At 35.1% G+C, this 25,499-nt stretch carries 26 protein-coding genes and 2 pseudogenes; 24 read left to right on the top strand and 4 right to left on the bottom strand.

Translation table 11 applies throughout. The features are described from left to right. Positions 1-137: 137 nt before the first annotated feature. The 4 genes from EJK17_RS01175 to EJK17_RS01160 all read left to right on the top strand — a co-directional run bounded on the left by EJK17_RS01175 (position 138) and on the right by EJK17_RS01160 (position 4,901). Positions 138-1,541 carry an FAD-binding oxidoreductase gene (locus EJK17_RS01175; RefSeq protein ID WP_103661001.1) on the top strand — a complete coding sequence of 468 codons (1,404 nt, stop codon included), beginning with the start codon at positions 138-140 and terminating at the stop codon, positions 1,539-1,541. Positions 1,542-1,658: 117 nt separating this feature from the next. Then, positions 1,659-2,129 carry a hypothetical protein gene (locus EJK17_RS01170; RefSeq protein ID WP_103661002.1) on the top strand — a complete coding sequence of 157 codons (471 nt, stop codon included), beginning with the start codon at positions 1,659-1,661 and terminating at the stop codon, positions 2,127-2,129. Positions 2,130-2,398: 269 nt separating this feature from the next. Next, on the top strand, positions 2,399-3,205 hold the full coding sequence (locus EJK17_RS01165) for a helix-turn-helix domain-containing protein (protein ID WP_103661003.1): 807 nt from the start codon (positions 2,399-2,401) through the stop codon (positions 3,203-3,205). Positions 3,206-3,293: 88 nt separating this feature from the next. Further along, positions 3,294-4,901 (top strand): ABC transporter ATP-binding protein, encoded by a 1,608-nt coding sequence (locus tag EJK17_RS01160; RefSeq protein WP_103661004.1) that lies wholly within the window; start codon positions 3,294-3,296, stop codon positions 4,899-4,901. Between the two features lie 41 nt (positions 4,902-4,942). On the opposite strand, the gene EJK17_RS01155 is transcribed toward EJK17_RS01160, so the two are convergent. Beyond that, positions 4,943-5,176, bottom strand: a complete 234-nt coding sequence (locus tag EJK17_RS01155) for a hypothetical protein (RefSeq protein ID WP_168180696.1) — start codon at positions 5,174-5,176, stop codon at positions 4,943-4,945. 47 nt (positions 5,177-5,223) lie between these two features. Further along, entirely contained in the window at positions 5,224-5,934 is a 711-nt protein-coding gene (locus tag EJK17_RS01150; protein WP_103661006.1) for a GNAT family acetyltransferase, read from the bottom strand. 158 nt (positions 5,935-6,092) lie between these two features. Here EJK17_RS01150 and EJK17_RS01145 point away from each other — a divergent pair, with 158 nt between their 5' ends. The 14 genes and pseudogenes from EJK17_RS01145 to EJK17_RS01080 all read left to right on the top strand — a co-directional run bounded on the left by EJK17_RS01145 (position 6,093) and on the right by EJK17_RS01080 (position 14,217). Then, entirely contained in the window at positions 6,093-6,488 is a 396-nt protein-coding gene (locus EJK17_RS01145; protein WP_168180701.1) for a GNAT family N-acetyltransferase, read from the top strand. 264 nt (positions 6,489-6,752) lie between these two features. Then, complete coding sequence (locus EJK17_RS01135; protein ID WP_103661008.1) at positions 6,753-7,172, top strand: cytidine deaminase family protein; 420 nt, start codon at positions 6,753-6,755, stop codon at positions 7,170-7,172. A 15-nt stretch (positions 7,173-7,187) separates the two neighbouring features. After that, the gene (locus EJK17_RS01130; protein WP_103661009.1) at positions 7,188-7,949 is read left to right on the top strand and encodes a nucleoside phosphorylase; all 762 of its coding nucleotides are present in this window, start codon (positions 7,188-7,190) and stop codon (positions 7,947-7,949) included. A 2-nt stretch (positions 7,950-7,951) separates the two neighbouring features. Next, the gene (locus tag EJK17_RS01125) at positions 7,952-8,575 is read left to right on the top strand and encodes an NUDIX hydrolase N-terminal domain-containing protein (protein ID WP_103661010.1); all 624 of its coding nucleotides are present in this window, start codon (positions 7,952-7,954) and stop codon (positions 8,573-8,575) included. 65 nt (positions 8,576-8,640) lie between these two features. Continuing rightward, positions 8,641-9,402 carry a nucleoside phosphorylase gene (locus EJK17_RS01120; RefSeq protein WP_103661011.1) on the top strand — a complete coding sequence of 254 codons (762 nt, stop codon included), beginning with the start codon at positions 8,641-8,643 and terminating at the stop codon, positions 9,400-9,402. A gap of 42 nt (positions 9,403-9,444) precedes the next feature. Beyond that, positions 9,445-10,077 (top strand): SAP domain-containing protein, encoded by a 633-nt coding sequence (locus EJK17_RS01115; RefSeq protein ID WP_103661012.1) that lies wholly within the window; start codon positions 9,445-9,447, stop codon positions 10,075-10,077. A 14-nt stretch (positions 10,078-10,091) separates the two neighbouring features. Further along, positions 10,092-10,852, top strand: a pseudogene (locus EJK17_RS01110) (nucleoside phosphorylase). A 36-nt stretch (positions 10,853-10,888) separates the two neighbouring features. Next, entirely contained in the window at positions 10,889-11,158 is a 270-nt protein-coding gene (locus EJK17_RS01105; protein WP_103661013.1) for a hypothetical protein, read from the top strand. Positions 11,159-11,173: 15 nt separating this feature from the next. After that, on the top strand, positions 11,174-11,899 hold the full coding sequence (locus tag EJK17_RS01100) for a coenzyme F420-0:L-glutamate ligase (protein ID WP_103661014.1): 726 nt from the start codon (positions 11,174-11,176) through the stop codon (positions 11,897-11,899). A 111-nt stretch (positions 11,900-12,010) separates the two neighbouring features. Continuing rightward, a complete protein-coding gene (locus EJK17_RS11960; RefSeq protein WP_255409163.1) occupies positions 12,011-12,298 on the top strand; it encodes a histidine phosphatase family protein in 288 nt (95 codons plus the stop codon). Next, entirely contained in the window at positions 12,264-12,608 is a 345-nt protein-coding gene (locus EJK17_RS11955) for a histidine phosphatase family protein (protein ID WP_255409164.1), read from the top strand. Before EJK17_RS11960 ends, EJK17_RS11955 begins: the two co-directional genes overlap by 35 nt. A 49-nt stretch (positions 12,609-12,657) precedes the next feature. Continuing rightward, positions 12,658-13,155 (top strand): kinase, encoded by a 498-nt coding sequence (locus tag EJK17_RS01090; protein WP_103661015.1) that lies wholly within the window; start codon positions 12,658-12,660, stop codon positions 13,153-13,155. Beyond that, complete coding sequence (locus tag EJK17_RS01085; protein ID WP_236629296.1) at positions 13,152-13,544, top strand: histidine phosphatase family protein; 393 nt, start codon at positions 13,152-13,154, stop codon at positions 13,542-13,544. The genes EJK17_RS01090 and EJK17_RS01085 overlap by 4 nt, the downstream gene beginning before the upstream one ends. 382 nt (positions 13,545-13,926) lie before the next feature. Further along, on the top strand, positions 13,927-14,217 hold the full coding sequence (locus EJK17_RS01080) for a hypothetical protein (RefSeq protein ID WP_103661016.1): 291 nt from the start codon (positions 13,927-13,929) through the stop codon (positions 14,215-14,217). Positions 14,218-14,272: 55 nt separating this feature from the next. On the opposite strand, the gene EJK17_RS01075 is transcribed toward EJK17_RS01080, so the two are convergent. Continuing rightward, positions 14,273-15,496: an MFS transporter gene (locus EJK17_RS01075; RefSeq protein WP_127796136.1), complete on the bottom strand. Its 1,224-nt coding sequence runs from the start codon at positions 15,494-15,496 to the stop codon at positions 14,273-14,275. A 313-nt stretch (positions 15,497-15,809) separates the two neighbouring features. On the opposite strand from EJK17_RS01075, the gene EJK17_RS01070 reads away from it, so the two are divergent. From EJK17_RS01070 to EJK17_RS01060, 3 genes are all read left to right on the top strand, one after another. Continuing rightward, complete coding sequence (locus EJK17_RS01070; protein WP_168180700.1) at positions 15,810-16,625, top strand: Fic family protein; 816 nt, start codon at positions 15,810-15,812, stop codon at positions 16,623-16,625. Between the two features lie 381 nt (positions 16,626-17,006). After that, a complete protein-coding gene (locus EJK17_RS01065; RefSeq protein WP_103661817.1) occupies positions 17,007-17,630 on the top strand; it encodes a non-canonical purine NTP pyrophosphatase in 624 nt (207 codons plus the stop codon). A gap of 346 nt (positions 17,631-17,976) precedes the next feature. Then, positions 17,977-19,341 (top strand): ATP-binding cassette domain-containing protein, encoded by a 1,365-nt coding sequence (locus EJK17_RS01060; RefSeq protein ID WP_369823607.1) that lies wholly within the window; start codon positions 17,977-17,979, stop codon positions 19,339-19,341. 174 nt (positions 19,342-19,515) lie between these two features. Here EJK17_RS01060 and EJK17_RS01055 read toward each other — a convergent pair whose 3' ends face one another. Further along, positions 19,516-20,943, bottom strand: a complete 1,428-nt coding sequence (locus tag EJK17_RS01055) for a hypothetical protein (protein ID WP_103661816.1) — start codon at positions 20,941-20,943, stop codon at positions 19,516-19,518. Between the two features lie 315 nt (positions 20,944-21,258). On the opposite strand from EJK17_RS01055, the gene EJK17_RS11950 reads away from it, so the two are divergent. The 3 genes and pseudogenes from EJK17_RS11950 to EJK17_RS11690 all read left to right on the top strand — a co-directional run bounded on the left by EJK17_RS11950 (position 21,259) and on the right by EJK17_RS11690 (position 25,488). Then, on the top strand, positions 21,259-22,239 hold the full coding sequence (locus EJK17_RS11950) for a S8 family serine peptidase (RefSeq protein WP_161494906.1): 981 nt from the start codon (positions 21,259-21,261) through the stop codon (positions 22,237-22,239). Between the two features lie 26 nt (positions 22,240-22,265). Continuing rightward, positions 22,266-22,844 (top strand): annotated as a pseudogene (locus tag EJK17_RS11945) (S8 family serine peptidase); the annotation flags it as partial. Continuing rightward, positions 22,738-25,488 carry an SLAP domain-containing protein gene (locus EJK17_RS11690; RefSeq protein WP_236629351.1) on the top strand — a complete coding sequence of 917 codons (2,751 nt, stop codon included), beginning with the start codon at positions 22,738-22,740 and terminating at the stop codon, positions 25,486-25,488. The pseudogene EJK17_RS11945 and the gene EJK17_RS11690, both read left to right, overlap by 107 nt. Positions 25,489-25,499 lie beyond the last annotated feature (11 nt).

Raw genomic sequence — 25,499 nt, 5'->3', positions numbered from 1 at the left:
TTTTTTAGTCTACTAGCAGTGAAGCTAGCAGGCTTTTTCTTTTGTGAAAAAGATCATATTTTTGACAGCGCTTACAAAATTCCCGTAGAATGAAACTGTTGAGTTTCAGCGATTTAATTTAGAAAAGGGAGAATAATATGCAATATCATAAAATTGATCAAAATGACTTGGACATTTTAAAGACTTATATTAGCGATGATGAAAGATTTATTACTAAACCAACTGAGCACTGGGATCACGATCAGTTTAAGACCGTTCGAGCCATGCCTGATTTAGTCATTCAACCAGTTACTAATGAAGAAGTAACTAAAGTAGTGAAGTATGCTAGTGATCACAATATTCCATTAGTACCCCGTGGTAATTCAACTGGCTTAATGGGAGCTAACTTAACGGTTGATGGTGGGATTTCACTGGACATGATTAAGATGAACAAGATCTTAGAATATAGTCCAGAAAGTTTAAACATGACCGTCCAAGCAGGCATTAGATTAAAGGATATCGAAGAATTTTTAGCCGATAAGCCATTCACTTACATGCCAGCACCAGCCATGCACTGGGCTGCAATTGGTGGGAACGTCGATACTAACGCTGGTGGCTTAAAGGCGATTAAGTATGGGGTTACTCGTGAACACATCCGTGAATTAAAAGTGGCTTTAACTGATGGCAAGCTTTACAAATTTGGTAGTAAGGCAGTTAAATCCGCATCTGGTTATTCATTAAAGGACATCATTATCGGTTCTGAAGGGACTTTGGGTGTTGTCACTGAAGTTACGATCCGCTTATATCCACGCCCAAGAAAGGCGATTAACGCGATTATTCCATTCCCTACTTTAGACGATGCGATTAAGTCTATCCCAGCCATTTTGGCTTCAGGTGTAGTACCAACGACCGTTGAATTTATGGGCCGTAAGGTTATTCAATTATGGGAGAAATACTATAATGAAACCTTCCCAATTAGTGAAGGGGATGGGTTCATTATTTTAGGAATTGATGCCTTTACTGATGAAGAATTACAAGCTGAACTTAAGCAAGCTTTAGCAGCAACTAAGCCATTTAACGCGATGAAGGCTGTTGTCTTGGATGCTGATTCAGAAGAAGCTAAGAAGATTTGGGCTTGCCGTGAAGCATTGCTGTTAGCTATTCAAAAATCAACGCCTAAGATGGATGAAGTGGATATCTGTGTTCCAATCAACCATATCCCTGATGTCTTGCACCGCATTGATGAATTAGAGAAAGAACAAAATATGCGGATTCCAAACTTTGGGCACGCCGGGGATGGTAACTTGCATATTTACCTTTGCTCCGATGACATGAGTGATGAAGAATTTAAGAAGAAGAGCGATTATGTTATTACAGAATTGTACAAGACCGCTAAGTCATTAGATGGAAATATGTCTGGTGAGCACGGGATTGGCTATGCTAGAAAAGACTGGTTCGAAAGTTATTATGGCAAGGATTACACTGATATTTTGAGAAAGATTAAGCGCGTCTTTGATCCAAATTATGTCATTAACCCTGACAAGATTTTCCCAGCTGAATAGACTGTAAATTCAAATTAAAAAGCAAAAAGTTGTAGTTTTTCTACAACTTTTTCTTTTGCCAAAATTCATTTAGCATTAAAATAGGCTTAACAAAAAAGTAAAGAGAGGACGGATTCGATGATCCATTTTAACCAAAAAGTACGTGGCGGTGTTGGTGATTTAACTAAGCCAGATGTTAATGCCCGCCCACAAGACAACTTATATTTAGCTGTTAACTCTGAATGGCAAAAGGATGCAGTCATTCCTGCAGACCGGACTGAAATTGGAGTTAATACTGAAATTGACATGCGAATTGAAAAGCGCATGATGACAGATTTGGATAAATTTATTTCAGGCAAAAATAAAATTCCCGACATTCCAAATCTTAAAAAAGCCGTTGAATTATACAAGATGGCTAAAGATTTTGCCAAACGTAATTCCGATGGTGCTAAACCAATTCAAAAAGATCTTGCTACGTTGACCAACTTAAAGAGTTTTTCAGACTTACAAGCTTTGAGTGAATCTGAAGATGGGGTAGTTTTTGAATTTCCGTACAACTTTTATAAGGGTCGCCGCGATACCAAGTGCCCTGATATTGCACAGGTATAGTAGCTAACTTGAAGCCTTTATACTTTTTATGAGTAGTAATTTTGGGTGCAACTTGAGCTTGGCTTGTAGGATGTTTATGCTGTGAGGTGGTTGACCTACTAGCATTGTTTGATCTTGGTTGAGCGAATTTTTGCTGACAGGCGGTTAAGTTTAGGGCTGCCAACAAAGATCTTAATAAGAAAATCTTTTTCATGATATTAGTATTATAGCAGCTTGATTGTGGGAATGGTTTTAGGTAAAGTAAAAAATAATGCGAGGAGAAAAAGAAAATGACGATTGGACAAGCTCTCAAAGAAATTCGAATATCCTTAGGTTTAACACAAACAGAAATGGCGGCTGGAGTAGTTTCAGTATCGTTTTATTCCAAAGTTGAACGTGGCATCCATAATATTGGTGCTGACGAATTATTGCATATTTTGGCTGCTAATAACATTAATTATGAGCGATTCTTTGCCGAGTTTCAGAATAGTAATCGTCCTGACGAAAACATTTTGCACGAAATCGATCGAGCTTTACAACAGAAAGATGGGGCTTCTTTTTATAATCTTGAAAGAAAAATTGATGCTTTACCTGAATCCCGTCAGAAAAAATATTTACAACTGCAATTGCACCTAAATGAAGTTTATTTGAAAAAGACAGATGCAATTCCTACTGATTTAAAAGAAAAACTGAAACAGTTTGTTTTTCAAAATAATGGATGGGATAAAAATTCTTTGCAGATTTTTCGCGAAACGATACGGGTTTATAACATTGATGAGGTTAGCTTTTTAGTGAACAGTATTCTGGCTAAATATTCTGATCCTCAAGGGATGAGCAGTGCTTTACAAGAAACGATAGGAGCAATCTGTATTAACTTTCTTGATCTTTGTTATGAGTTTAATCACCCTGAATTAACTGAGCGGATTATTAGATACTTGAAGAAGCTGCCTATCAAAAACTCACTTCTATTAATTAAGCTTTTGACTAACTATTATCAAGCCATTTTTGCAAAAGATCGTGAATCAGCTAAAAAGATCTTTGAAGTCCTAGATAATGCCGGCTGGCATGATTTCGTAAATACATTACCCAAATTATAATTTGCGTATACGACAATTCACCTTCAAATACGACAAATTAAATTATTTTTACTTACTTTGTCAAATAATGAATGACGAGGTGAGAACAATGAAGTATTTATTTAGATATTTGAAGTATGAACCATTGTTAGTTAGTCAAGTAGTGGTTTTAACGATCATTACGTCAGCGTTACGTGTAGTGCATGCCTTAATTAATGTTCAAATCTTTAATAATTTAATTGCCTTAAAAATGCTACCATTTTTCCAATGGGTTATATATGACGTCGCAATTTTTGCGGTGCTGTCAGTCTTTTTGATTATTTTGCAAATCATTCGAGAAAAAACAGTGCAGTATTTGAGTCGAGATTTAAGACAAGAGATCGTTAGACATTTAGCAAGCAGAACGATTGAACAATATCAAGCACAGGATACAGGAGTTTACGCGTCTTGGTTGACTAATGACATGACAACTATTGAAAATGACGGTTTTGGAAATATATTAGAAGCAATTCAAATTATTACAGATCCTTTATTTTCTTTGATTGCGTTAATCCAATTTTCGTGGACTTTTATACCATTGGTTTTATTTGTTTCATTGTTAACGGTGGTTTTTCCGCAAGTAATTCGCAAACAGCTAGCAAAAGCTAGTTTTTCAACTACTAAAGCTAATGAAAAATTGCTTAATGTGATCAATGATGCGTTAGGTGGTTTTAGAACATTTGCCATTTTTGGCGTAGAGCAACAACTCGAGAATAGAATTATTAATGCGGTTCAAGTTGTTATTCAGAAAAAAGTTGGACAGGTCAAATATCAAACTGTGGCCAATAATATTGCTGGTTTTTCTAATATTCTTGGACAAGTGGGTATTCAGGCATGGACAGGTTTCCTAGCTCTTAGACATATTATTTCTATTGGCGTGATTGCTTCGTCTGGTAATTTATCTTATAACGTATTTAACTCATTAGCAGTGATTGCACCAATTTGGTCTGAAATGACTGCCTTAGAGCCAATTTTTAAAAAATATCAGTTAAATGACACTGTAGAGCCAAAAAAAGTTGGAAAAAATATTAGAAATGAAAGCTTTAACCTGCTTAAAGTAAGTAATTTACAGACACAATTTGATCATTTACCTGTTTTTAAACATCCTCTTAATTTTGTAATTAACGCAAAAGAAAAAGTAGCAATCCATGGTGAATCCGGAAGTGGCAAGACTACCTTTATGAAGATTTTATCTGGTCAATTAAGAAACTATTCCGGTAGCTTAAAGCTTAATCAAATTGAGGAAAAAGAACTAAGTTATGATACTTTAAGAAGAATTATTTTGTATATCGACCAAACGCCATATTTGTTCAATGATAGTATCCGTTATAATTTGTGTTTAGGAGAGGATTTTTCTGATAAGCAAATCAAAATAGCTCTGACTAAAGCTGATTTATGGACTTTTATAGAAAAGTTACCTAAAGGTTTAAATACAATGGTAGGTGAGAATGGCACTAACCTTTCAGGAGGACAGAAACAACGGTTAGCATTAGCGAGAGGGTTGTTAAGAAATCGACAAGTAATATTATTAGACGAAAGTACTAGCAATTTAGATAAAGCAAGTGCTTTGCAAGTTGAGAATAGCTTTTTAAGCCTGAAAGACCTCACAGTTATCTTTGTTAGTCACCAGTTGCATGATGAAAATAAAGTTAGTTTTGATCAAGTGATTGAAATTTAAAATAGCCGTAGCGTAATGCTGCGGCTATTGCTGTTTAAACACTATTTTTCAATTTGATACTTTTCGTTGACGTCTGCATCAGTAATGGCTTTAAAAAGAATTGTATTCTTTTTAAATGAACGGAAGACTTCTTTGGGAGTATCTTTCTTAAAAACTACATTGACTTGATGATTTTCATCGTAGTATGAATCTTTGATCCATTTACCAATTTTTGCAATAGTTACTTCTTCTGGTGAAGGAGCACGTAAGATGTCCATTGGTTCAACTTTTTCCATAATTGACCTCCGTTTCAGTTTTATTTTAGGTTCTTTGAATTCAACTTTCAATTATAAATATAAGTATTAAAACTTTCTGTTTTAGAATATTTGAACTTATCAAGCAACATACTAGCGGCCCAATCGGTGTCATCTGCTTCAAAGAAAGTAGTTGAATAATTTTTGAAAATTTCAGCTAGTAAGCTATCAATGAAAGCAGAGCAAGTATGCAGATTGGTCGAACACAGATAAGCGATTTCGTTCTTTTCAGTGAAAGCAACATGGGAAAGTTGACCTTGTTCATTCAAACAATAATAACCAGTTTGGGTGGGAACTTCAGCAGTGAATTCTGTTTCAGTAACTGTCAAAGGAGAAATCTGCTCATGAGCGTCTTTATAATATTGATATAGAAAATGATAGCAGGCTTGATAAATAGGATCGCATTTTGCAAAAGGAAGTATTGGTAGTTCTGCTCTTAAGGGATGCTTTAGCTCAGTCGAACTAACTTCAGCTTCATAGCAGCGTCGTTTGCATTGAAAGCCGCTTTTAGTCAGAAAATTTACTATTTCTGATTGCTGAGATTCAATCATTACCTGAAGAGGTTTTTGTTCTTGATGCCTAATTTCTGTAAAAGGAGAAGATGTTGGAATTTTAGTTAGATTGAATTTTAAATAGCTGCATGTGTCATGGAAAAGATTACGGTATGTGGAAATAGTACCGATTGAATGGCTATTTTCAAATAATTCGTAAGTATCAGGATTAATCTTTTTTAATTTCATAGTAAGTCACATTTTCTTTTAAAAGGTCTTTTATTTAAAATTATATATGATAAAATTAGAAAACAATATAAAACTTATTAAAAAAGAGGTGCATCCGATTGGTAAAAGTAACTATTAGAAGATATCAATCCACAGATTTTGAGCAATTAGCACAAGTTATGGATCAAGGGCGATTGCAAGAGCTTAAAGCAGAAGGCTTGGAAGAAGTTTTTATTGCGTTGAAGGATGCACCATATCTCAAGTATTTTTTGTCCTGTGATATTTACGTTGCTGAAAAAGATGAGCAAGTAGTTGGATTTGTCGGTCTAGGACGACGCCGTTTAGATTTCTTGTATGTTTTGCCAGGGATGCAAGGAAAAGGTACTGGTTCTGCATTGATGAAGACCGCATTGGCGAAGCTGCCACGACCAGTAAGATTAGACGTGTTTACTGATAATGAACGAGCCAAGAATTTGTATCAGAAATTTGGCTTTAAGGTAATCGAAACAAGGACTGAGAAATGGTCTGATGAATTTCCAGTCGTCTTTTCTGAGGACACAATGGAATTGGAATAATTAAGATGAATACAATTGTAAAAAATATTTTTAAAGCAGTAGGAATTTGGTGCACTTGCATTATGCTGTATTTTGTTTTTTTTTTGTGGACGCACGTGCGATTGCATACTATTGAGCTAATTTTTGGTATAAAAATGAACTTGACGGTAAACAATGGAATCTCATTGACGATGACCAATAATTCCTGGTTCTGGTTACTAAGTTTAGCTATTTGGATTGCAATTTATGTAATGGTTAAAGCATTTTTTACTAAAGGAGAAGAGAATGAAAGACGTTAAAAATAGATTAGCTCCTGACTCTACTTGGCAGAAGATGTTCCAAGCGGCCAAAAAAGTACAGGGTTTCCATGAAATATCCGATCATATGGAAGCCGGTGGTGTTGCCGCTGCAGTTTTGTCAAAATCGGGAAAGATTTATACCGGAGTGTGTGTTGACACAGCCTGTACTTTAGGCGTATGTGCTGAAAGAAATGCGCTTTTTAATATGATTACTAATGGTGAAACTAAAATCTCACGTGTATTGGCGCTTATGTCTGATGGTAAAAATGGTGCGCCATGTGGTGCCTGCCGCGAATTCATGGTTCAGATGATGGAAAAAGATTATCAAAATGTTGAAGTGATGATGGACTATGAGAGCAATAAAGTATTGACATTAGGTGAGTTAACCCCAGAATGGTGGTTATAACTTGGAGGGATAGAGATGAATGAGAAACCGTTTATTTTAGAATTTGACAGTAATGAGCATGCAGTTTTAGAACCAAATCATGATCAATTGCCTTTTAAGTTTCATGAAAAATTAGTGTATGCATTTGTACCAAAGGAAGATATCGATAACTTTTTAAAACAAGTTCCACATAAGATTTTAGGTAGCTTTGATTCTGTTTCTTTTCAACCTAATATTTATGAAATCGAGATTAATGGAGAAAAATTGACCTTATGTCAGGCTCCACTTGGAGCTCCTGCAGCAACCCAATTATTAGATTGGCTAATTGCTTATGGGGTAAGACAAGTATTGGCTTTTGGCAATGCAGGTGCTTTAATCGATTTACCCGAAAATGAGATGGTTTTACCAGTCAAGGCTATTAGAGGCGAGGGCACTTCTTTTTACTATCAAGAGCCAGGACAATTCATTGATATGAAGTCCGAATATCTTAATGAAATCGAAAAAATAATTACAGATATGAAATTAGACTACGATGAAATAACTACTTGGACAACTGATGGCTTCTTCAGAGAAACTCCTGATAGAGTTAAGCAATTCCGTGAACTTGGTGCGGCGACAGTTGAAATGGAATGTGCCGGAATGGCTGCTTGTGCGCAATTCAGAAAGATAGATTTTGCACAAATTCTATTCACTGCAGATACTCTTGCAGACATTGATAATTATGACGAACGTGATTGGGGCAGTGATTCTCACACTGCTGGATTGAAGATTTGTTCACAGATTTTAAGTAGGGTGTAACTGTGGAAGATAAAGATTTATTAATTGAATGGGCGAAAAGATTGCAAAGCTTGGCACAAGCTGGATTAATTTATGGCAAAGATGATTTTGACTTAGAACGTTATCAAGAAATTCGTGATATTTCTGCAGAAATGATGGCGTATAAATCAGATTTACCTTTGCAAAAAGTGAAGGATTTATTTTGCAATGAAATTGGTTATCAAACTCCCAAGCTTGGGACACGAGCTGCCATTTTTAAGGATGATAAAATTTTATTAGTTCAAGAAAATGATGGTAGTTGGTCTCTTCCAGGTGGTTGGTGTGAAGTTAATATGGCTGTGAAAGAAAACTGTATTAAGGAAGCCAAAGAAGAATCAGGTCTTGATATTGAGGTTGAAAGAATTATTGGCATCTATGATCAAAATAAGCATAGCGAAGCCATTTACCCATACAATGTCATTCACGTTTTCTTTCTTTGCAAACCGCTCGGTGGTGAATTCAAGAAGAATATTGAGACTACAACTCGTAAGTATTTTGCTTATGATCAATTACCAAAGAATTTGAGTACAGATAGAAATTCATTAGATGAAATTAAGGCTTGTTTTGAGGCATATAAAGATCCTAGTTTTCAAGTCGAGTGTGATTAGTCATAAATACGGAGAAGAGTTATTCCGAGCAGCTAAAATGGTAGTTATAATTTGGAGGAATAGCGATGAGTGAGAAACCTTTTATTTTAGATTTTGATAATGACCAACATGCAGTGCTTGAGCCAGAAGTTGAGCATTTACCTTTTAAATTTCATTCAAAATTACTATATGCGTTTGTTCCAGCTTCTGATATCGAGAATTTCTTAAAGTCTGTACCTCATAAGGTATTGGGCAAATATGACACAATATCTTTTCAACCTAATATTTATGAAATAGAAATTAATCATGAAAAGATGACTTTATGTCAAGCTCCTTTAGGAGCGGCAGCTGCTACGATGTTGCTTGATTGGCTAATTACTTATGGGGTAAAGCAAGTTTTAGCCTTTGAAAACGCAGGTGCTATTAAAGAGTTACCGGAAAATGCTATGTTTTTGCCTGTGAAAGCAATTAGAGGTGAAGGTACCTCCTTTTACTATAAGGAACCAGGACAGTTCATCGATATGAGATCTGATTATCTTAATGAAATTGAAAAAGTAATTATGGATATGAAATTGGACTATGATGAAATAACTACTTGGACGACAGATGGTTTCTTCAGAGAAACATCTAAAAAAGTTAATCAATTTCGAAAATTAGGAACTACGACGGTTGAGATGGAGTGTGCAGCAATAGCGGCGTGTGCTCAATTTAGAAAAGTTGAGTTTGCACAAATACTGTTTACTGCAGATTCACTAGCTAATATTGAAAATTATGATTATCGCAGTTGGGGACATGAATCGCATGCTGTAGGGTTAGATGTTTGTTCGCAGATTTTAAGTAAGATTTAGCAATAAATTAGGAAGTTGCCTGTTAAGAGAAAGACTAGTTTCATGGAAAAAGATGGTTTTAATAGAAATTCATCTATCGAAGAATTTAAAGAAAAATATTGGTATAAGACCGACTTACAAATGATTTGTCATAATCTTGGATTGCCAACTTATGGCACGAAATATGAATTAACTCAATACATTTGTCAGTACCTATCTGGAAAAAATATTTCTGAAATTAAACCTAATCGTAAAAGACGTAAAAATGTAAATTTGTGTGCTAAAGATATCACTCCGGAAACAAGAATTTTATCAAGTGGATTTAGATTAAATAAAGAAGCAAGAAACTTCTTTTGTAAGTATTATAATGTTGAAAAATTCTCATTTAATAAAGCAATGGGAATTAAAATGAGAGAAATTGAAAGAACACAAAACGGAAATGCAACTATTAAGGACTTAATTGATGCATATGAAAATCCGAATAAGTTTAAAGCAAATGAGGAGTCGACTTATCAATGGAATAATTTTGTTAAGGATTTTAATGCTGATCCATTAAGCAAAGAATATATCTCTCGAATGAAAGTAGCCGCCATTTTGTGGCAAAAAATCAAAGAATCTTCAAAAGATAAAAAATACAGTCAGAAACTACTGTTAGATAGTAAAAACGATATAAAAGTTTATTTGAAAAATGAATAGTTGGAGGGATAGAGATGAGTGAAAAACCATTTATTTTAGAATTCGATAATGACCAACATGCAGTGCTTGAACCAACTTTCGAAAAATTACCTTATAAATTTCACTCGAGACTTTTATATGCTTTTGTTCCAGAAGATGAGGTTAATTCTTTTTTGAAACGACATCCTCATAAAGTTCTAGGTAAATTTAAAACTATTTCTTTTAGACCTCAAGTTTATGAGGTGGAAATTAATAATCAAAAATTGACCTTATGTCAAGCTCCATTGGGAGCACCTGCCGCTGTTAAGCTACTTGATTGGTTAATTGCCTATGGTGTTAAAAGAGTATTGGCATTTGGTAATGCCGGTGCATTAAAGAAACTACCTGAAATGCCATGTTCGTTCCGGTTAAAGCCATTCGTGATGAAGGGATGTCTTTCCACTATAAGGAATCGGGTAATTTTGTAGATTTGAAGTCAAAATTTTTGTCGGTCGTTGAAGCTGAAATAAAACAATTAGGTTATAACTATGATGAAATAGTTACTTGGACCACAGATGGCTTTTTTAGAGAGACTTCAAAAAAGGTCAGCCAGTTTAAAGAATTAGGAGCAGCTACTGTTGAGATGGAGTGTGCGGCATTAGCAGCATGTGCACAATTCAGAAATATTGATTTTGCTCAGATTTTATTTACTGGTGATTCTTTAGCAGATATGAATAACTATGATCGTCGTGGCTGGGGGAGAAGTTCATATGGTGCAAGTTTGAATATTGGGTCGGAGATTATAAGTAGGATTTAAGTGATAAATAATGAATGCTGAGAAGAAAAAAGATTTTTGAAATGGTATAGCTTCTTTAAGCCAAAAATGTCTGATGCTTTTGGTAAACCTTATAATGGTGAAATTGAAGAATGTCAAAGTGGTTATACACTTTATGTTTATAATTTTCAAGATTTTATGGAAGTTCTAAATTTACTTGGTCATATGGCAGCTCAATTTAATGCAGGTTACGGATATGAAGAAGATCCTAATAAAATTACCGATTATCAAATCACGGTGATCGATTTTGATGAAAATTTTCAACAGCGATCAACACAGTATATTTAAGAAAGTGCATACTGTATGTTCCAAAATACGATTTCAATCTATCCCTGGTTAAATTTCCCACAAATTTCTAAAAAATGTGATCTTGCGGAAGTAATAATGAAATTTTGTAAAAAAGAATGTGCGAATTTAAAAGATGGCGATATTTTGTGTATTGCTTCAAAAATAATATCTAAGTCGCAGGGATTATTCGTTGATCTTAATACGATTAAACCATCGGGACTGGCTTTAAAAATTCATCATGAGGTTCCTCGCAAAGATCCACGCATCATTCAATTGATTATTAATCAAACTGAAGATTTAAGTGGAAAAAGATTACAAATCTCTCCTAATTTCATTGGCGGATGGCTGACTAATGGTCTATTTTTAACAAGTGCAGGAGTTGATAAGATAGGCGAAGATATGGCTATTGTTTTACCTAATAATTGTGATGAAATTGCAAAGCAAATAGCAGAAAAGATTTATGAAAAAATGGGGAAGAGAGTTGCCATAGTTATTACAGACAGTGATGGCCGAATCGATAAGAAAGGTGCAACACAGATTGCCGTTGGCCTTTATGGATTAAATGGTCTTCGAAAAACACAGAGTAACGGAAAAATTAATGTTGAAACTATCTGTGATATGCTGGCTGCATCTGCCGGATTATTGATGGGACAAAGAGGCAATATGGTTCCGATAGTGACTATCTGTGGATTTGAATATGAATTTGATAGGGATGCAACTGTCGAGGACACAGTTAATTAGTAAATTAAGGAATATAAAAGGAGCTTACTAGTTCCTGTAACTTTCATTTTGAATTAACGATCAGAATGAAAAAATATTTAGTTTAGGGATGTTGAGATAAAGGTGATATGAATGAAATTAATACTGCTACGTCATGGTCAAAGTGAAGCGGATATTTTGAAAGTGTGTGAAGGTTGGGCAAATTATAATCTAACGGAGTTAGGTCGTAAGCAGGCTCGGACCACTTGCAATTATCTCGCTGAAAACTATATTTTTGACAAAATTTATGTCAGTACTTTAAATCGGGCAATTCAAACCGCTGAGTATTTAGCGGCAAATACACATCTTTCTTTGAATAAAATCGCTGAACTTAAGGAATTTAACAATGGTCTTAGAGCAAAGTTACCATATACCATATAATGAAGCTTACACTAAGTATCCTAATGTTCCGACACCTATTCATACCTCGAATTATGAACAGGAGACCGAATTGCATTTTAGAATGCGGGCGGAATCATTTTTATCTAAAGTTATAACAGAGAATGATTCTAAAAGTACAATAGCTATTGTCTCTCATGGTGGAATGATCATGAGATTGTATGAATCTTTTCTAAAATTACCTATGAATTCAAATGTTAAATTTACCTCTGGAGATGCCTGTTTTCACGAATGGGAATTGACTAATGGACAACGATTTATAAATAAAGCTAATTGCTGTGTCTATAAGTAATGAGAAAATAATAGTATCAAAAAATGCTATTAATTAAGGAGTTAACGCTATGTCTAATTTAATCATTCTTAGAGGTAATTCAGGAAGTGGTAAGACCACTCTGTCTAAAAGGATTCAAAAGCGATTAGGCAAAAACACCTTACTCATCCCTCAGGATACCGTCAGAAGAGAAATGCTTAATGCAAAAGATGGAGCTACTAATCCATCTATCCCTTTATTAATTAATTTGCTTGAATATGGCCACGAAGATTGTGATTACGTTATTTTAGAAGGCATTTTGAATGCTAAATGGTATTTACCCGTATTTGAAAGAGCAAAAGAATTATTTGGAGACAGAATTAATGCTTATTATTTTGATATTCCTTTTGAAGAAACGATGAAAAGACATCAGGAACGGCATATCGCCTCATTTGGTGAAGAAAAAATGTGTTCATGGTGGCTAGAAAAGGATTACATTGGTTTTATTCCGGAAAAGAAATTCACGAGTGAGATGAGTTTGGAAGATGAACTTGAAGTTGTGATGGATGACGAAAGAAAGAAAAAATGAAAACAGTTATTTATTTTATCAGACATGCTCAGCCTGATCTATCTATTCACGATGATTTAAAAAGACCTCTAACAAAAGAAGGATTAAAAAGTAGGAAACAGTTAGTTAATTATTTTGAAGATAAGCAGGTAGATACTGCATATTCTAGTCCATTTAAAAGAGCAATTGACACTATTGAACCAATTGTTATAAACAAAAACCTTTCATTGGAAATAATAAGTGATTTTAGAGAACGTAAAATAGGCGATAATTGGATTCCTAATTTTCATGAGTTTTGTAAAAAGCAGTGGGAGAATTTTAATTATAAATTAGTAAATGGTGAATCATTAGCAGAAACTCAGCAGAGGAATATGCAAGCCTTAATAAAGGTTATAAAAGACACAATCTAGGCAAGACTGTTATTATTGGTGGACATGGTACAGCGATTGGAACAATTATTAATTATTTTGATTACAACTTTAAATATGAAAATTTCCTAAGTGTAAAATAGTTTGCGGTGACGCTTAGTTACAAATTAAAAAGAGTCAAATCCATTTTAGGACTTGACTCCAAAACAAAAAGACCAGTAGTCTGATGTTAAGAACAAAAACACATTAGAAGCTGGTCTTTTATGGAATTAATTGTAACTGAAATCGTCAAAATTATAAAGTCTGAAACTAATATGTAAGTGTTAATGTTGCAAAAAGCTGTGATTTCCGCTATGTTGGATAGGACGATCAAAAATTAAACTGTCTAAAATAGAGAATCTTCAAAATAGTAGGAGCGATCTTCATGCGTGAGTGGCTAATTATCATTATTGCATTAATTGCAGCGGGATTTATTGTTTACTTCTTCAACCAATTCCGTTATCGTAAATATCCCGATGAGAACAATCGCCAAGTTGACCAAAGTAATGGGCAAGTTTGGGCTAAAATCTGTGCATTTTTCTTTCCTTTGCTGGGATTTATTATCGCTCTGTGGTTTGAGCTAGGAAAACATAATAAGGCAGAAGCCAAATCTTGTGTATTGTGGGCATTTGCAGGGATGCTGCTTAATGCGATTTCTTATTTGTTTTTGCTATAGAAAAAGGTTGATCTATCGTGTAAATACACGTATGAGATCAACCTTTATTTTTTAATTAAAATTTTGCAAAAATAATCAGATAGAAGATAGCCGTAATTACTTCAGCCATTCCTTGTGACATGATTGCAAAATTAGCACCTAAATGCTGCACAATTATGCCACCCAAAGCAGAACCAATCGGAATCATGCAATTAATAATGCTGCTGTTGATTGTAGCAATTCTGCCTAGAATTTTAGGTGCAAAACTTTCCTGGACTAGAATTTCGAAATTAATGTTCATCAAGCCAATCCAAAAGCTGCTGCTAAAAGCAAAGATTAGAATCAGTAATAAAAAATACTTAGCAGTTAGAACTTCAAAAATAATTGATGCTCCTGCTAGAAATAAGCAAAGTGTAACTAAGTTTGGAAGCTTTTTTTGCTTGAAATGTAATCGCTGAATCACGATACTCGCAATTAGGCCACCGATTGAAGAAATCAGTTCTAAGCTACCATACCCAAAAGCAGTGTGACTAATATACTTACTGGTAAAATATGGTAAACCCACTGCAGCAATCCCATAGAAAAGATTGGTGATTGCGAAAGGTAAAATTAAAGCAAAGATTTGCTCTTCATGTTGCAAAGTTTGCCAGCCCTCTTTTAAATCAAAGAGATAGTTTTTTAAAAGATTTCTATCAGCGTGATTGGTATTTTCTATTTTTGGTAGATGTAACTGCCGATAAAAAATGATTGCTAAAGCAAAACATAACGCAGAAATAGCCATCGTTGCACTGAAAGAATAAAGAGTAATTAGTAAGGTGGCTAAAGCATCTAAGAATAAATCTAAACTTTGATAGGTCATCTGAAACAGCCCATTAATTTTCGGTAGTTTATTTTTAGTTACAATTACTGGTAAAATTTTGCTTTCAGCAGGGTAGATCAATGTCGAGCCAATTGTAGAAAAAACATAAATTCCAGTTAAAGCTACAATGGCAATTGTTTGACAATTTTTGAATTGAAACAGCCAAATACAGATTAGACTAAGAAGAGTTTGTGCTATGTTAACCTTTTGAAGCAGCTGTTTAATCTTAATCCGGTCAATCACTGGCCCAAAAGCAAAAGCCAGCGTGTCAATCGTTGAATCTGCGATGAAAATCAATGACACGATTGTTGGCGAGTGAAATTTACTCTTGAAGAACCATAAAATGGTCATGTAAAAGAGTGAATCAGCAATGTTGGTAGCTACTCGCCCTGTTAATAGATCTAGGACATTAAAATTTTTGCAATGAAATCTTTTGAACATTTTCCCTTTTCCTTTTCTTTAAATACTATTAATTAGCATTTCTGAAAGTCAGGGAAAAGTTATCTATTCAGTTGTAGTTAACAAACCCCAAACTTTCAGAAAAAGTTGGGGGTAGAGCCTCAAGTAGCGCTTAACGGCTTGTAAGAAAAAGTTAAGCCGTAAGCTTAAACCTAAATGATCAGTTGTCATTTAGAATTGCACCTTCTTTTTTTGAGATAGACTTATTATAGCAAAACCATGGTGTTTAATTGTATATAATTGATCATATCTGGTTTAAAATATGTCTATAGATATTAAAGTGGAGTGGAGCATAATGAAATATTCACAACTAACAGATTTAAAAGAAGAAATAAATCGATATAGACCTCTAACCCAAGAAGAAGTTACAGCAATCGAAAAAGAAAAGAAAATTGATCATGTTTGGTCCTCTAATGCCATCGAGGGTAGTTCACTTACGAAGTATGAGACAGCAGCACTATTAGAAACCGGTTTAACTGTGCATGGAAAACCATTTGCTGATCATTTAGCTGCGCTTGACTTAAGTCGAGCATATGATTATGTGCAAGAATTGGCGACAGGAAAAATTCCTTTGGATGAAACAGCTATTCGAGATATTAATCGGTTGGTTACATATTCAGATGATCCAGTAAAGCGTGAAGCTGCAGGACAATATCGCCAAATTGAAGTATGGCCAAATGGGGTTCCAGAAGTTCATTATGCTAAACCGACTGAAATTAAAAGTAAAATGCAAGGATTATTGAAATGGTATCATTCAGTAGAAGGACAGGAACATCCCGTTAAAATTGCCGCATTATTGCATTTGAAGTTCGTGACAATTCATCCTTTTCGTGATGGTAATGGGCGTACTGCTCGCTTGTTAATGAATTTTGAATTAATTAAGCATGGCTATTTAATTATTAATATTCAACCGGATAAAGATAGTCGTAGTGCATATATGGAGGCATTGCGGTTAGCTCAAGTAGAAAATCATAATGAAGATTTTTTAAAGTTAGTTGCAGATTATGAACTCTATGAGCTAAAAGATCGGCTTCAATTACTAAAGAGAATTGAGGAAGAAAGAAGAATTGCAGAAAAACAAACAAGATTGAATGATGTCGATTTTTCTTAATTTGCTTGTTAAAGTACTCGCAAGTGATTGCGCCAAAATCAATTCCGACTTGATAAAAAAACTAACACGAAATTAGCTTAAACTGCAGAAGTTAGATACTTTTGCAGTCTTTTTTTACTCAAAAAGCAAAATTGGTCTAGGTTAAAGCTGATGGCAAAAGATAATACTTTTGCCGTGATTAATTTCACAAATTATATTTTTACAGAAGTGTTAAAATTGCGATAAACGTTATTTAATACGTGGTTTCAAGAAAAACAAGATGGTAACTGTTGACATCTTTTCACAAATGATGCACAATAAGCATATCAGCTTGAAAACGGATGCATTATAATTGGTCTAATTTATAATGCACCGCGTGAAATGAATTCTATGGGAGAAACAATGAAGCAATTATTATATACAACCTATGACAATAACAAAATCGAAGATTTACAAGCAGCGATTGATGATTTAGGTCTTGAAATCAAGGTTCTAGGATTGGGTGAGGTTAATTACGCACCAATGAAGGCTTATTCAGAAGCTACTTTTTTGAATAATGCGAGAAAGACCGCCCACCGTTTATCTGAGTTTACAGGCTTACCAACTTTATCTGAAAGTTCTGGCTTGAGCGTTGATTACTTACTGAACTCACAAGGTATCTTGCCATATCATCACAATGGTCAAGACGATCGTGCCAGATTGTTAGCTGCTCTTGGTGGTGTTGACAGTGAACACAGAACAGCTAGTTACTACACAACCTTCATCTTCACTTGGCCTGGTCAAGAGAGTAACGATATTGTAAGTGCTGGTCGCATTAGTGGGATGATTGCCAAATATCCATTTGGCTCAAGTAATTACGGTTATGACCAATTATTTGTAGTTTCCGAATTGGGCAAGACTTTAGGTGAAATGAACACTGATGAAAGAAATATTGTTTCTCACCGCAGTGAGGTTCTTTCTAAGTTATTAAGTGATATGCCAGACTGGTGGCGTTCACAAGAAAAAATCGAAATGATTACTAGATAGACAACTTTGAAAATCGCGTTTTTGAAGAAGGCATTCCCGAGAAGGATGTCTTTTTTGCTTTAAATTAAAATTTAAATTAAAATACCCAAAAAGATTGTAATTTATATTCTTTCATGTTATTCTAATTTCATCAATTGAAATTCATTTTTAGAAAGAAGGATCGCTGTTGCGTCTTTAACCTTGCAAACTCAAGCATAGTTGAATAGTTATTCCAGATTTTAGACGGAGAGACTATGCACTTTTGGCAAGATTAGTAGCGGCAAATACCTTCTTTTATTATGCGCAAATATCGAGGGAGAGTCTGCACTTGTCAAAAGTGTGGGCTCTTTTTTTGCGAGGCGATTTAATGAGCAACATTAGAATTTCAAACTTGTCATTCAGATATGAAGATAGTAGTGAAAATATCTTCGGTAATTTAAACTTGAACTTAGACAGTTCATGGAAGTTAGGTTTGGTGGGCCGCAATGGACGTGGTAAGACCACTTTTCTTAATCTTCTTCGCGGAAAACTAAAAGGGATTGGCGAGATTCAAACATCACTTGATTTTTCCTACTATCCACTTACGATTCGGGATACGTCAAGCCTCACCTTGTATGAACTGCAGCAACAGGTTGATTTTGAACAATGGGAATTAGAGCGTGAACTCAACGTAATGGGAGTTGATCCTAATATTCTGTGGCAACCGTTCGAAACCTTAAGTGGAGGAGAACAAACCAAAATTTTATTGGCTCTGTCTTTTACAGATAGGGATTCGTTTCCTTTGATTGATGAACCAACGAACCATCTTGATCAAGATAGTCGGCGAGAAATTAGCCGGTATTTAGCTAAACATGGTCAGGGCTATATCGTAGTTAGTCATGATCGTGATTTTTTAAATCAAGTCACTGATCATATTTTAGCGATTGAAAATACTGAAATTCATTTGTATCAAGGCAATTTCGCTGCTTATGAAGATACTAAGAATAAGAGAGATAACTTTAATCGCGAGAAGAATCTAAAATTAAAGGGTGAAGTTAGACGACTTAATGATTCTTTACTAAAGAATTTAATGTTTGCTGAGCGCTCAGAGAGTACGAAGAATACGGGAAGAAAATATAAAGGAAAGGCAAATCATCGCGCTTTTCATCCTTTAAGCTTTGATGTAACCAAGATTGCTGCTAACGACATGAGACGAGCTAAGAATATTGAACATCGCTTAGAAAAGAATATTCAAGCTAAGCAGGGCTTGATGACTAACATTGAAGAAGTGCCAGAATTGAGCATGAATTTTCAACCTAATTATCATCAGACTATATTAGAGACGCAGCATTTGGATTTACAAATTGGTGATAAAAAACTATTCCGAGATTTAAACCTGGTTATTAAGAACCACGGTGTTGTTTCGTTAGAAGGTAAAAATGGTTCGGGTAAGTCCACTTTCTTAAAATTGTTACTAGGTAAAGGTAAGAATACTAGTTACAAGGGTAAATTTGTCTTGAGCAACGGACTGGCGATTTCATATTTACCACAGGATTTCACCGAATATACTGGTGATTTGAAAAGTTTTGCTATCAAGCAAAGAATCTCTTATGAAGACTTACTTAATAATCTCAAGAAGATGGGTTTTCCACGAGCTAGCTTTAATACGCCGATTGAAGAAATGAGTATGGGCCAGCAAAAGCGAGTGGCTTTGGCTAAGTCGTTAGTAGAGCCAGCAGATTTGTACTTATGAGATGAGCCAGCTAACTATTTAGATGTTTTTAATCAAGATCAGCTGATTAAATTACTGAAGAAGACGAGGCCAGCGATGTTGTTAATTGAACATGATCAGTATTTTATTAAGCAAGTAGCTGAGAAAAGGAACAAGTTGAATACTTTTGAAGAGTAAATAAAAAGCTCATTACTATCAGTTTGTGTAGATAGTAATGAGCTTTGTTTTATCTTCTATTGAACAGTTGGTATTTACTTTATGTACCTTCGACCAAGCGCTCTTCTGATCACTGTGCAAAGCACGAATTCTCACTTCGAAGCTCTTGCCTTGGACAAAATAAAATGGACTATTTGGATCGGTTGGACTCGTAATTTTTTCACTGGTCTTATTCTTAGTAAAGAAAGTATGCCATGACTTAGAACCTTTGACACGGTAGGCAACTTCATAGCTGTTTACTGATTTAGCCTTTTTCCACGTTAAATTTATGTAAGGCGTGTTCTGACTAGGGTCAATTAAGCAGCTGACCTTTAAACTAGGTTTCTTTAGCTTGATTTTCCTCTTGCTACTAGGAAGGTAGTAAGTATATTTAATTGGAGCAGAAACACCACTGAAAGTTGGACCATCATTAGTATTAACGCTACGGACAGCGATTTCGTAAGTGTTACCGTTAATTAAGAACTTGCTTGGAATAACTTGACTCAGAGTCTTCGGATAACTGCCCTTATCTTGGTTAATTCCCACCGGCTCAGTTTCACCGAGATTTTTACTATGCAGATCTTTGACATAAATCTCGTAACCAGTCGCCTTATCGGCCTTGCCATAACTAATCTTTAGGCCCTTGCTAGTTGGAGTTAAACCAGTGATACTAGTGGGAGCTAGGGCACCATTGATGATCTTGCTAGTCATTTTAAAGTTGAAACGACCACGCAAACCAGTAACTGTCATCTTATAAGTTCCTTTGGTTAAGGTCCAAGCGTGCTTTTTATTTGTCGCATGGTCGTTAACAGTAAACTCATCTAACTTATAGTCGTAATCCGTCACTGGCGTAAGGTTGATTGTCGTAGTAGCGCCTTGACTAACGTCATAAATTGGCATTGATGAGAAAGTGAGATCAACTTTTTGTGGTTGCGTCAATGTGAATTGGTAGACGTGAGTTTTACCATATGGGTAGGTTTTGAATAAATCGAGAAAACCGTTAACTGCTTGTCCCATCTTGACTTGTGGTGGATTTTGAGCGGGATCTTCAGTTTTACTGATTGGAAAAGTATCCAGCGATTTCTTCAATTTGGAGAGACTGGTGAAACTAGTTTTGACCTGAGACTTTTTACTCGTGGTGGTTAAGTTGTAGTTCCCAGCTCTTAAATAGAAACTGTGACTGCTCTTGCTGGAATTGCGGTAAGGGATGCATTTCCAGTTTTGGCTGTTAGTGATTGTATATTTGGCCTTGGTATTCAAAGTTACTTTACCAGGGACTTTTAAGTGTAATTTATAAGTATTGCCTTTTTGAATGTAATGACTACCTTTAGTTGGTAGTGATTTGGTTGCGGCTTGAGCTTGATTGGCACTAAATCCAAGAAATGCTGCGGTAGCGGTCAGCCCAAGCAAAATGTTTTTAGCGTTCATGATGTGGCCTCCTATAATTTTTATTTTAACATTGATAGCAGTTAATCTTGGATTACATGATTTTTACAATAAAAATACCGATCACTAAATATCAAAAAATATATAATAAGAGCTAAAAATAAATGCTTATAATATATATAATTAAAATACTATTAGTATAAGTAAAAACTAAAAATTGACAGAATCTTAAGCTTTTAAAGCCATATAATATACAGATAGCAGCATATGACTTGGCCAAATATACAAATCATTTTCCAACTTGAATATGATAGAATTATGAATGTCAAAAAATAAAAATATATTTGGAGGAAAATGATGAGAGAAAAATATGACTATAATCCAGCAAATTATTCTTATGTTTTTTCTGCTAAGAAGAGATTGGAATTAGAAAGTGGTAAGAAGGGGCATAACGCCTCCCAGAGAATGAAGAACAAGTTAGCTGTTGCGGCAGCGATTGCTATGGCTTCTGGTTCTGTGGTTCTATTTACTCCTAATGGAAAAGTACAAGCTGCAGATGTTGATTCTAATGTTCAAACTGAACAAGTAGAATCAAAGCAACAAGATCAGCAGAAGTCAGATGCTAAGGATGCTGCTGGTCAGGAAATTCAAACAGCTGGAAAAACAAATGATACTAATGATCAAGTAAATTCTTCTTCTAAAGTTGTTTCTGATAAAGTACAAGATGTTTCTTCAAAAGACGATGATGATCAAGATGAAGATAACGTTCCAAAAATTGAACAACGTACGGATGAGCAAACAGATAGTGAAAATGTTGATTACAATAGTGAAAATGATCGTCCGGTAAATACACCTGATCTCGCTAAAGGCAATGTATTTGAAGCTGGGGATAATGGTTATCACGGAGAACATATTGCAGTGGCTGTTATCGATACTGGAGTAGACGTTGACCATCAAGACTTTGCAGCAGCTTCTATTGATCCTAAATTCTCTGAAGAAGAGATGAAAAAGATCATTGAGAAATTAGGTCATGGACGTTATGTAAGTTCTAAAATTCCATACGTTCATAATGTTGTGACAAACGATGATAGTGATATGAAAGAACATCCTGAAAAAGATGATATACCTCATGGACAACATGTGTCAGGTACCATTGTAGCTGATGGTCATCCTGATTCCGATCACGATTGGTATGTAAAGGGTGTTGCACTTCAGGCCCAATTGATCTTTTTAAGAAAATCTGAAAAAAAGACAGGTGCTGAAATTGCAACTGCAATTTATGATGCTGTTAAAGTAGGTGCAGACGTCATTTCAATTTCTTTAGGTGGTAACTTGTAAATCAGGATTTAAATCGTGCAACACAAGCTGCAATTGAGTATGCAACTGAACACGGAGTCTTTGTGGCTGTCGCTGCTTCAAATGATGGTCATTCAGCTTCTGTACAAGATAAGGGATTTGGTATAAATAATGGTACTTATGAACCAATAAATTCTGGAACATTTGATGATCCAGGAGTTGCAAAAAATGCAACAACAGTTGCAGCCGAAAATTCTCGCACGGATGAAGGTAGTGGCCTCGCTGATTTTACCTCATGGGGTCCGCTTCCGGACTATACTTTAAAACCAGATGTCGCTGCACCTGGAGTTGACGTTATTTCTACTGTCAATGGTAAAGATGGCTATTTTCGAAGTGACGGGACCTCAATGGCTACGCCATTTACTTTTGGAGTTGCTGCCTTAGTTATTGAACGCTTAAAGAGAACTAATCCTGAATTAAAAGGTGCAGCTTTAGTGCAACCAGTCAAAGGATTAATTATGAACACTGCAACCCCCTCAAATGGATGGAGATGCAATTGTCTCACCAAGACGTCAAGGTGCAGGTGGGATAAATGCTGGTGCAGCAACTTCTTCACCAGTTTACATTACAACTGGAGATGGCACTAGTTCTCTTAGTTTAAGAGAAATTGGCAACACAACTAAGTTCACGCTTACTTTTCATAATTTAAGTGATGTAGATCAAGCTCATGATTTTGATGATTTTGGAGGAAGCTATACTGAGCAACGAGATGAAGAAACAGGTGTATTTAGTGATGTAAGAATAGATGGTGCTCCGCTAGGAATAGCTGATGAGGATTCTTTGAAAAAGGAACTTGTTCCCGACGATAAAGGAAATTATAATTGGGATCAAATTTATTACGAATATGAAACAGGTAAAGTTGCTTTTTCACCAGACGATGATAATGATACCTTCTACCCAGTAGTATATTTGAAACAAAATATTAAAAGCTTAAGAATTGATGTCCTTAATGATAAGGGAGAAGTCGTCCAAGAAATTGTAAATGTACCAGATTTATCAAAGAGTTTTAACTCTCAAGATAGTAAGGGGATAATCAGTCCAAACAAAGATAGCAGATTTGGTTGGAATGGTAAAATTTATAATTCTAAAACTGGTGTATATGAAAATGCTCCTGATGGTGAATACACTTATCGCTTCACTGCTACTCTTTATGGTAATGGAGACAATAAGGTTCAAACACATGAAATGCCAATTATAATTGATACAACCGCACCAGTTGTTGATAAGATGACATATAATCCAGAAACACATACTTTATCTGGAAAATATTCTGATACAGGGGTTGGCTTTACAAAGTACTCACATGCAACTTTAACTATTAACGATCATGAATTTGATGTGAAGCTAGATGATGAAGATCAAAGTGGCTTTGATAATGCTGATCAAACTCAAGGTCATTTTGCAATTCATTTAAATGAAGATCAGTATAATGCTCTATCAGCAGCTAAAAACAAAATGACGATTGCTATTGCCGATGTAGCTGATAATGCAACTGATAAAACAATTGATGTTGCAAGTGTGCCAGGTCATAAAGCAATTAGTGTTTGGAATACTTTAGATCATGATAGTTTCAGTACGGATACGGATGATTATGATGCAGATTCAGATACTTTTACCATTAGAGGTGGTGCAACTCACGACTTCTATTATGATGGCAAATTAGTTAAAGTAACGAATGGGACTTATGCAGTTAGTGTCGATGCAAATAAAGATGAAATTGATTTTACTTCAGATAAGGATGGAAAGAATATAATCTTTAGGCTGATTTCAACTGACGGGTCTGAAGAACCGGAGAAACCAGATATTCAGTTTGATAACTTTGTTAACAATGGAGATTCGTACTTTAATAAAGATGATGAAGCGAATATTTATAATCCAAAGACGCATGAATTTACAGTAACTGGTTCAGTTAACCCTGAAAAGGTTGAATCTTTGAGTATCTTTAGTAGTATTGGTTCAGAAACCGCAAAAGAAAAAAATGTTTCGTTTGATAAAGATGGCAAATTCTCATTCAAGTTCGTTGCTCCTCAAACTGGTTTTAAGAATATTGAATACGTGTATACTACAAATGATAGAAAAACAGTAAGAGGTGTGATTGGTGTACGAACTGATATGATTAGTCCAACCCTTAAAATGAATCCAGTGCCAAGAGTTACTAATAAACCAATTCTTCATCTTTCCGGAATTGCCAACGACAATCTCAGTGGATATCAAGTATTAATTGACGGAAATAATGTTTTTACTCAAAAGAGTGATAACAGCGGCACTTATTATCCTGAATCTGGCAAGCCTGCAAATGCATATGGCTCTTACCAAATTGATTATGATATTAATCTAGATGATAATAATGGACGGCCAACGGATCATATAATAACCGTTGAAGTATTAGATGGATATAATAACTCTACCCTTAAGCAATTCAAGATTCACTATGATCCTAACTTCAATGGAAAATCTGAATCGACTACTGGTGAAGATGTAAAAGGCAAGCATAGAGAACCTCATGTCAATATTCAACCAGAACGTCCATTGATCTCTAACTTTGAAACTACTTCAACTTCAGTTCAACCTGCTACTGAAACTCCTGATTATCAACTTTTACCATTGACTTTGACTCACAATGCCTTTGTTTATGATAAGGATGGTAAAGTCGTAGTGACTCCAGATGGCAAGAGAGACTTATTAATTAAGGGCTCAGTCATTTCAACTTGGAATAATGCTCAAATTACTGTTTTAGCAGGTAAGAAGTATGTTCAAATCGGCGACAATGCTTATGTCAAGTTGTTTAATACTTTGTTGAAGAAGTTAGTAGTTCATAATTCATACTTGTATGACAGTACTGGGCATGCCATCAGTGAAAATGGCAAGATTTCAGTTCTTAAGCATGGTAAATTTGTCTACGTTTGGAATAATGGCCAAGAATTTGTGATTAATGGTAAGAGATTCTATCGTTTAGCTAACTGCAAATTTATTAAGGCTACCAATTTGAAGTCAGTTAAGGCAATTAAGGTTACTCACTATCGTGCTCGTTTATACAATAGTGAAGGTAAGAAACTCAATAAGCGTATGAAGTTGACTAAAGGCAAATATTACTGGGCTTGGAACAATGCTAAGATTGTTAAGATTCGTGGCAAGAAGTATTACCGAGTAGGTAAGAATCGTTATGTACGTGCTAATAAAGCCGTGGTAGCAAATGCTAAAGTTGCTTTAGATACAGATAAATTGAAATAGTTGTTAAAAAA

It is taken from the genome of Lactobacillus xujianguonis, from assembly GCF_004009905.1.
In the GTDB taxonomy this organism is placed as follows: Bacteria; Bacillota; Bacilli; order Lactobacillales; family Lactobacillaceae; genus Lactobacillus; species Lactobacillus xujianguonis.
Note: the sequence above shows the minus strand (reverse complement) of the source record. Positions and strands in the feature narration are given on the sequence as shown.

What these genes read in the sequence shown, in the direction of transcription:
- EJK17_RS11955 (WP_255409164.1), top strand. Translation starts at nt 12,264, where the DNA reads ATGGTCTTAGAGCAAAGTTACCATATACCATATAATGAAGCTTACACT.
- EJK17_RS01165 (WP_103661003.1), top strand. Translation starts at nt 2,399, where the DNA reads ATGACGATTGGACAAGCTCTCAAAGAAATTCGAATATCCTTAGGTTTA.
- EJK17_RS11690 (WP_236629351.1), top strand. Translation starts at nt 22,738, where the DNA reads ATGGATGGAGATGCAATTGTCTCACCAAGACGTCAAGGTGCAGGTGGG.
- EJK17_RS11950 (WP_161494906.1), top strand. Translation starts at nt 21,259, where the DNA reads ATGAGAGAAAAATATGACTATAATCCAGCAAATTATTCTTATGTTTTT.
- EJK17_RS01115 (WP_103661012.1), top strand. Translation starts at nt 9,445, where the DNA reads ATGGAAAAAGATGGTTTTAATAGAAATTCATCTATCGAAGAATTTAAA.
- EJK17_RS01065 (WP_103661817.1), top strand. Translation starts at nt 17,007, where the DNA reads ATGAAGCAATTATTATATACAACCTATGACAATAACAAAATCGAAGAT.
- EJK17_RS01090 (WP_103661015.1), top strand. Translation starts at nt 12,658, where the DNA reads ATGTCTAATTTAATCATTCTTAGAGGTAATTCAGGAAGTGGTAAGACC.
- EJK17_RS01055 (WP_103661816.1), bottom strand. Translation starts at nt 20,943, where the DNA reads ATGAACGCTAAAAACATTTTGCTTGGGCTGACCGCTACCGCAGCATTT.
- EJK17_RS01100 (WP_103661014.1), top strand. Translation starts at nt 11,174, where the DNA reads ATGTTCCAAAATACGATTTCAATCTATCCCTGGTTAAATTTCCCACAA.
- EJK17_RS11960 (WP_255409163.1), top strand. Translation starts at nt 12,011, where the DNA reads ATGAAATTAATACTGCTACGTCATGGTCAAAGTGAAGCGGATATTTTG.
- EJK17_RS01080 (WP_103661016.1), top strand. Translation starts at nt 13,927, where the DNA reads ATGCGTGAGTGGCTAATTATCATTATTGCATTAATTGCAGCGGGATTT.
- EJK17_RS01130 (WP_103661009.1), top strand. Translation starts at nt 7,188, where the DNA reads ATGAATGAGAAACCGTTTATTTTAGAATTTGACAGTAATGAGCATGCA.
- EJK17_RS01170 (WP_103661002.1), top strand. Translation starts at nt 1,659, where the DNA reads ATGATCCATTTTAACCAAAAAGTACGTGGCGGTGTTGGTGATTTAACT.
- EJK17_RS01150 (WP_103661006.1), bottom strand. Translation starts at nt 5,934, where the DNA reads ATGAAATTAAAAAAGATTAATCCTGATACTTACGAATTATTTGAAAAT.
- EJK17_RS01160 (WP_103661004.1), top strand. Translation starts at nt 3,294, where the DNA reads ATGAAGTATTTATTTAGATATTTGAAGTATGAACCATTGTTAGTTAGT.
- EJK17_RS01075 (WP_127796136.1), bottom strand. Translation starts at nt 15,496, where the DNA reads ATGTTCAAAAGATTTCATTGCAAAAATTTTAATGTCCTAGATCTATTA.
- EJK17_RS01135 (WP_103661008.1), top strand. Translation starts at nt 6,753, where the DNA reads ATGAAAGACGTTAAAAATAGATTAGCTCCTGACTCTACTTGGCAGAAG.
- EJK17_RS01120 (WP_103661011.1), top strand. Translation starts at nt 8,641, where the DNA reads ATGAGTGAGAAACCTTTTATTTTAGATTTTGATAATGACCAACATGCA.
- EJK17_RS01085 (WP_236629296.1), top strand. Translation starts at nt 13,152, where the DNA reads ATGAAAACAGTTATTTATTTTATCAGACATGCTCAGCCTGATCTATCT.
- EJK17_RS01155 (WP_168180696.1), bottom strand. Translation starts at nt 5,176, where the DNA reads ATGGAAAAAGTTGAACCAATGGACATCTTACGTGCTCCTTCACCAGAA.
- EJK17_RS01175 (WP_103661001.1), top strand. Translation starts at nt 138, where the DNA reads ATGCAATATCATAAAATTGATCAAAATGACTTGGACATTTTAAAGACT.
- EJK17_RS01070 (WP_168180700.1), top strand. Translation starts at nt 15,810, where the DNA reads ATGAAATATTCACAACTAACAGATTTAAAAGAAGAAATAAATCGATAT.
- EJK17_RS01145 (WP_168180701.1), top strand. Translation starts at nt 6,093, where the DNA reads ATGGATCAAGGGCGATTGCAAGAGCTTAAAGCAGAAGGCTTGGAAGAA.
- EJK17_RS01060 (WP_369823607.1), top strand. Translation starts at nt 17,977, where the DNA reads ATGAGCAACATTAGAATTTCAAACTTGTCATTCAGATATGAAGATAGT.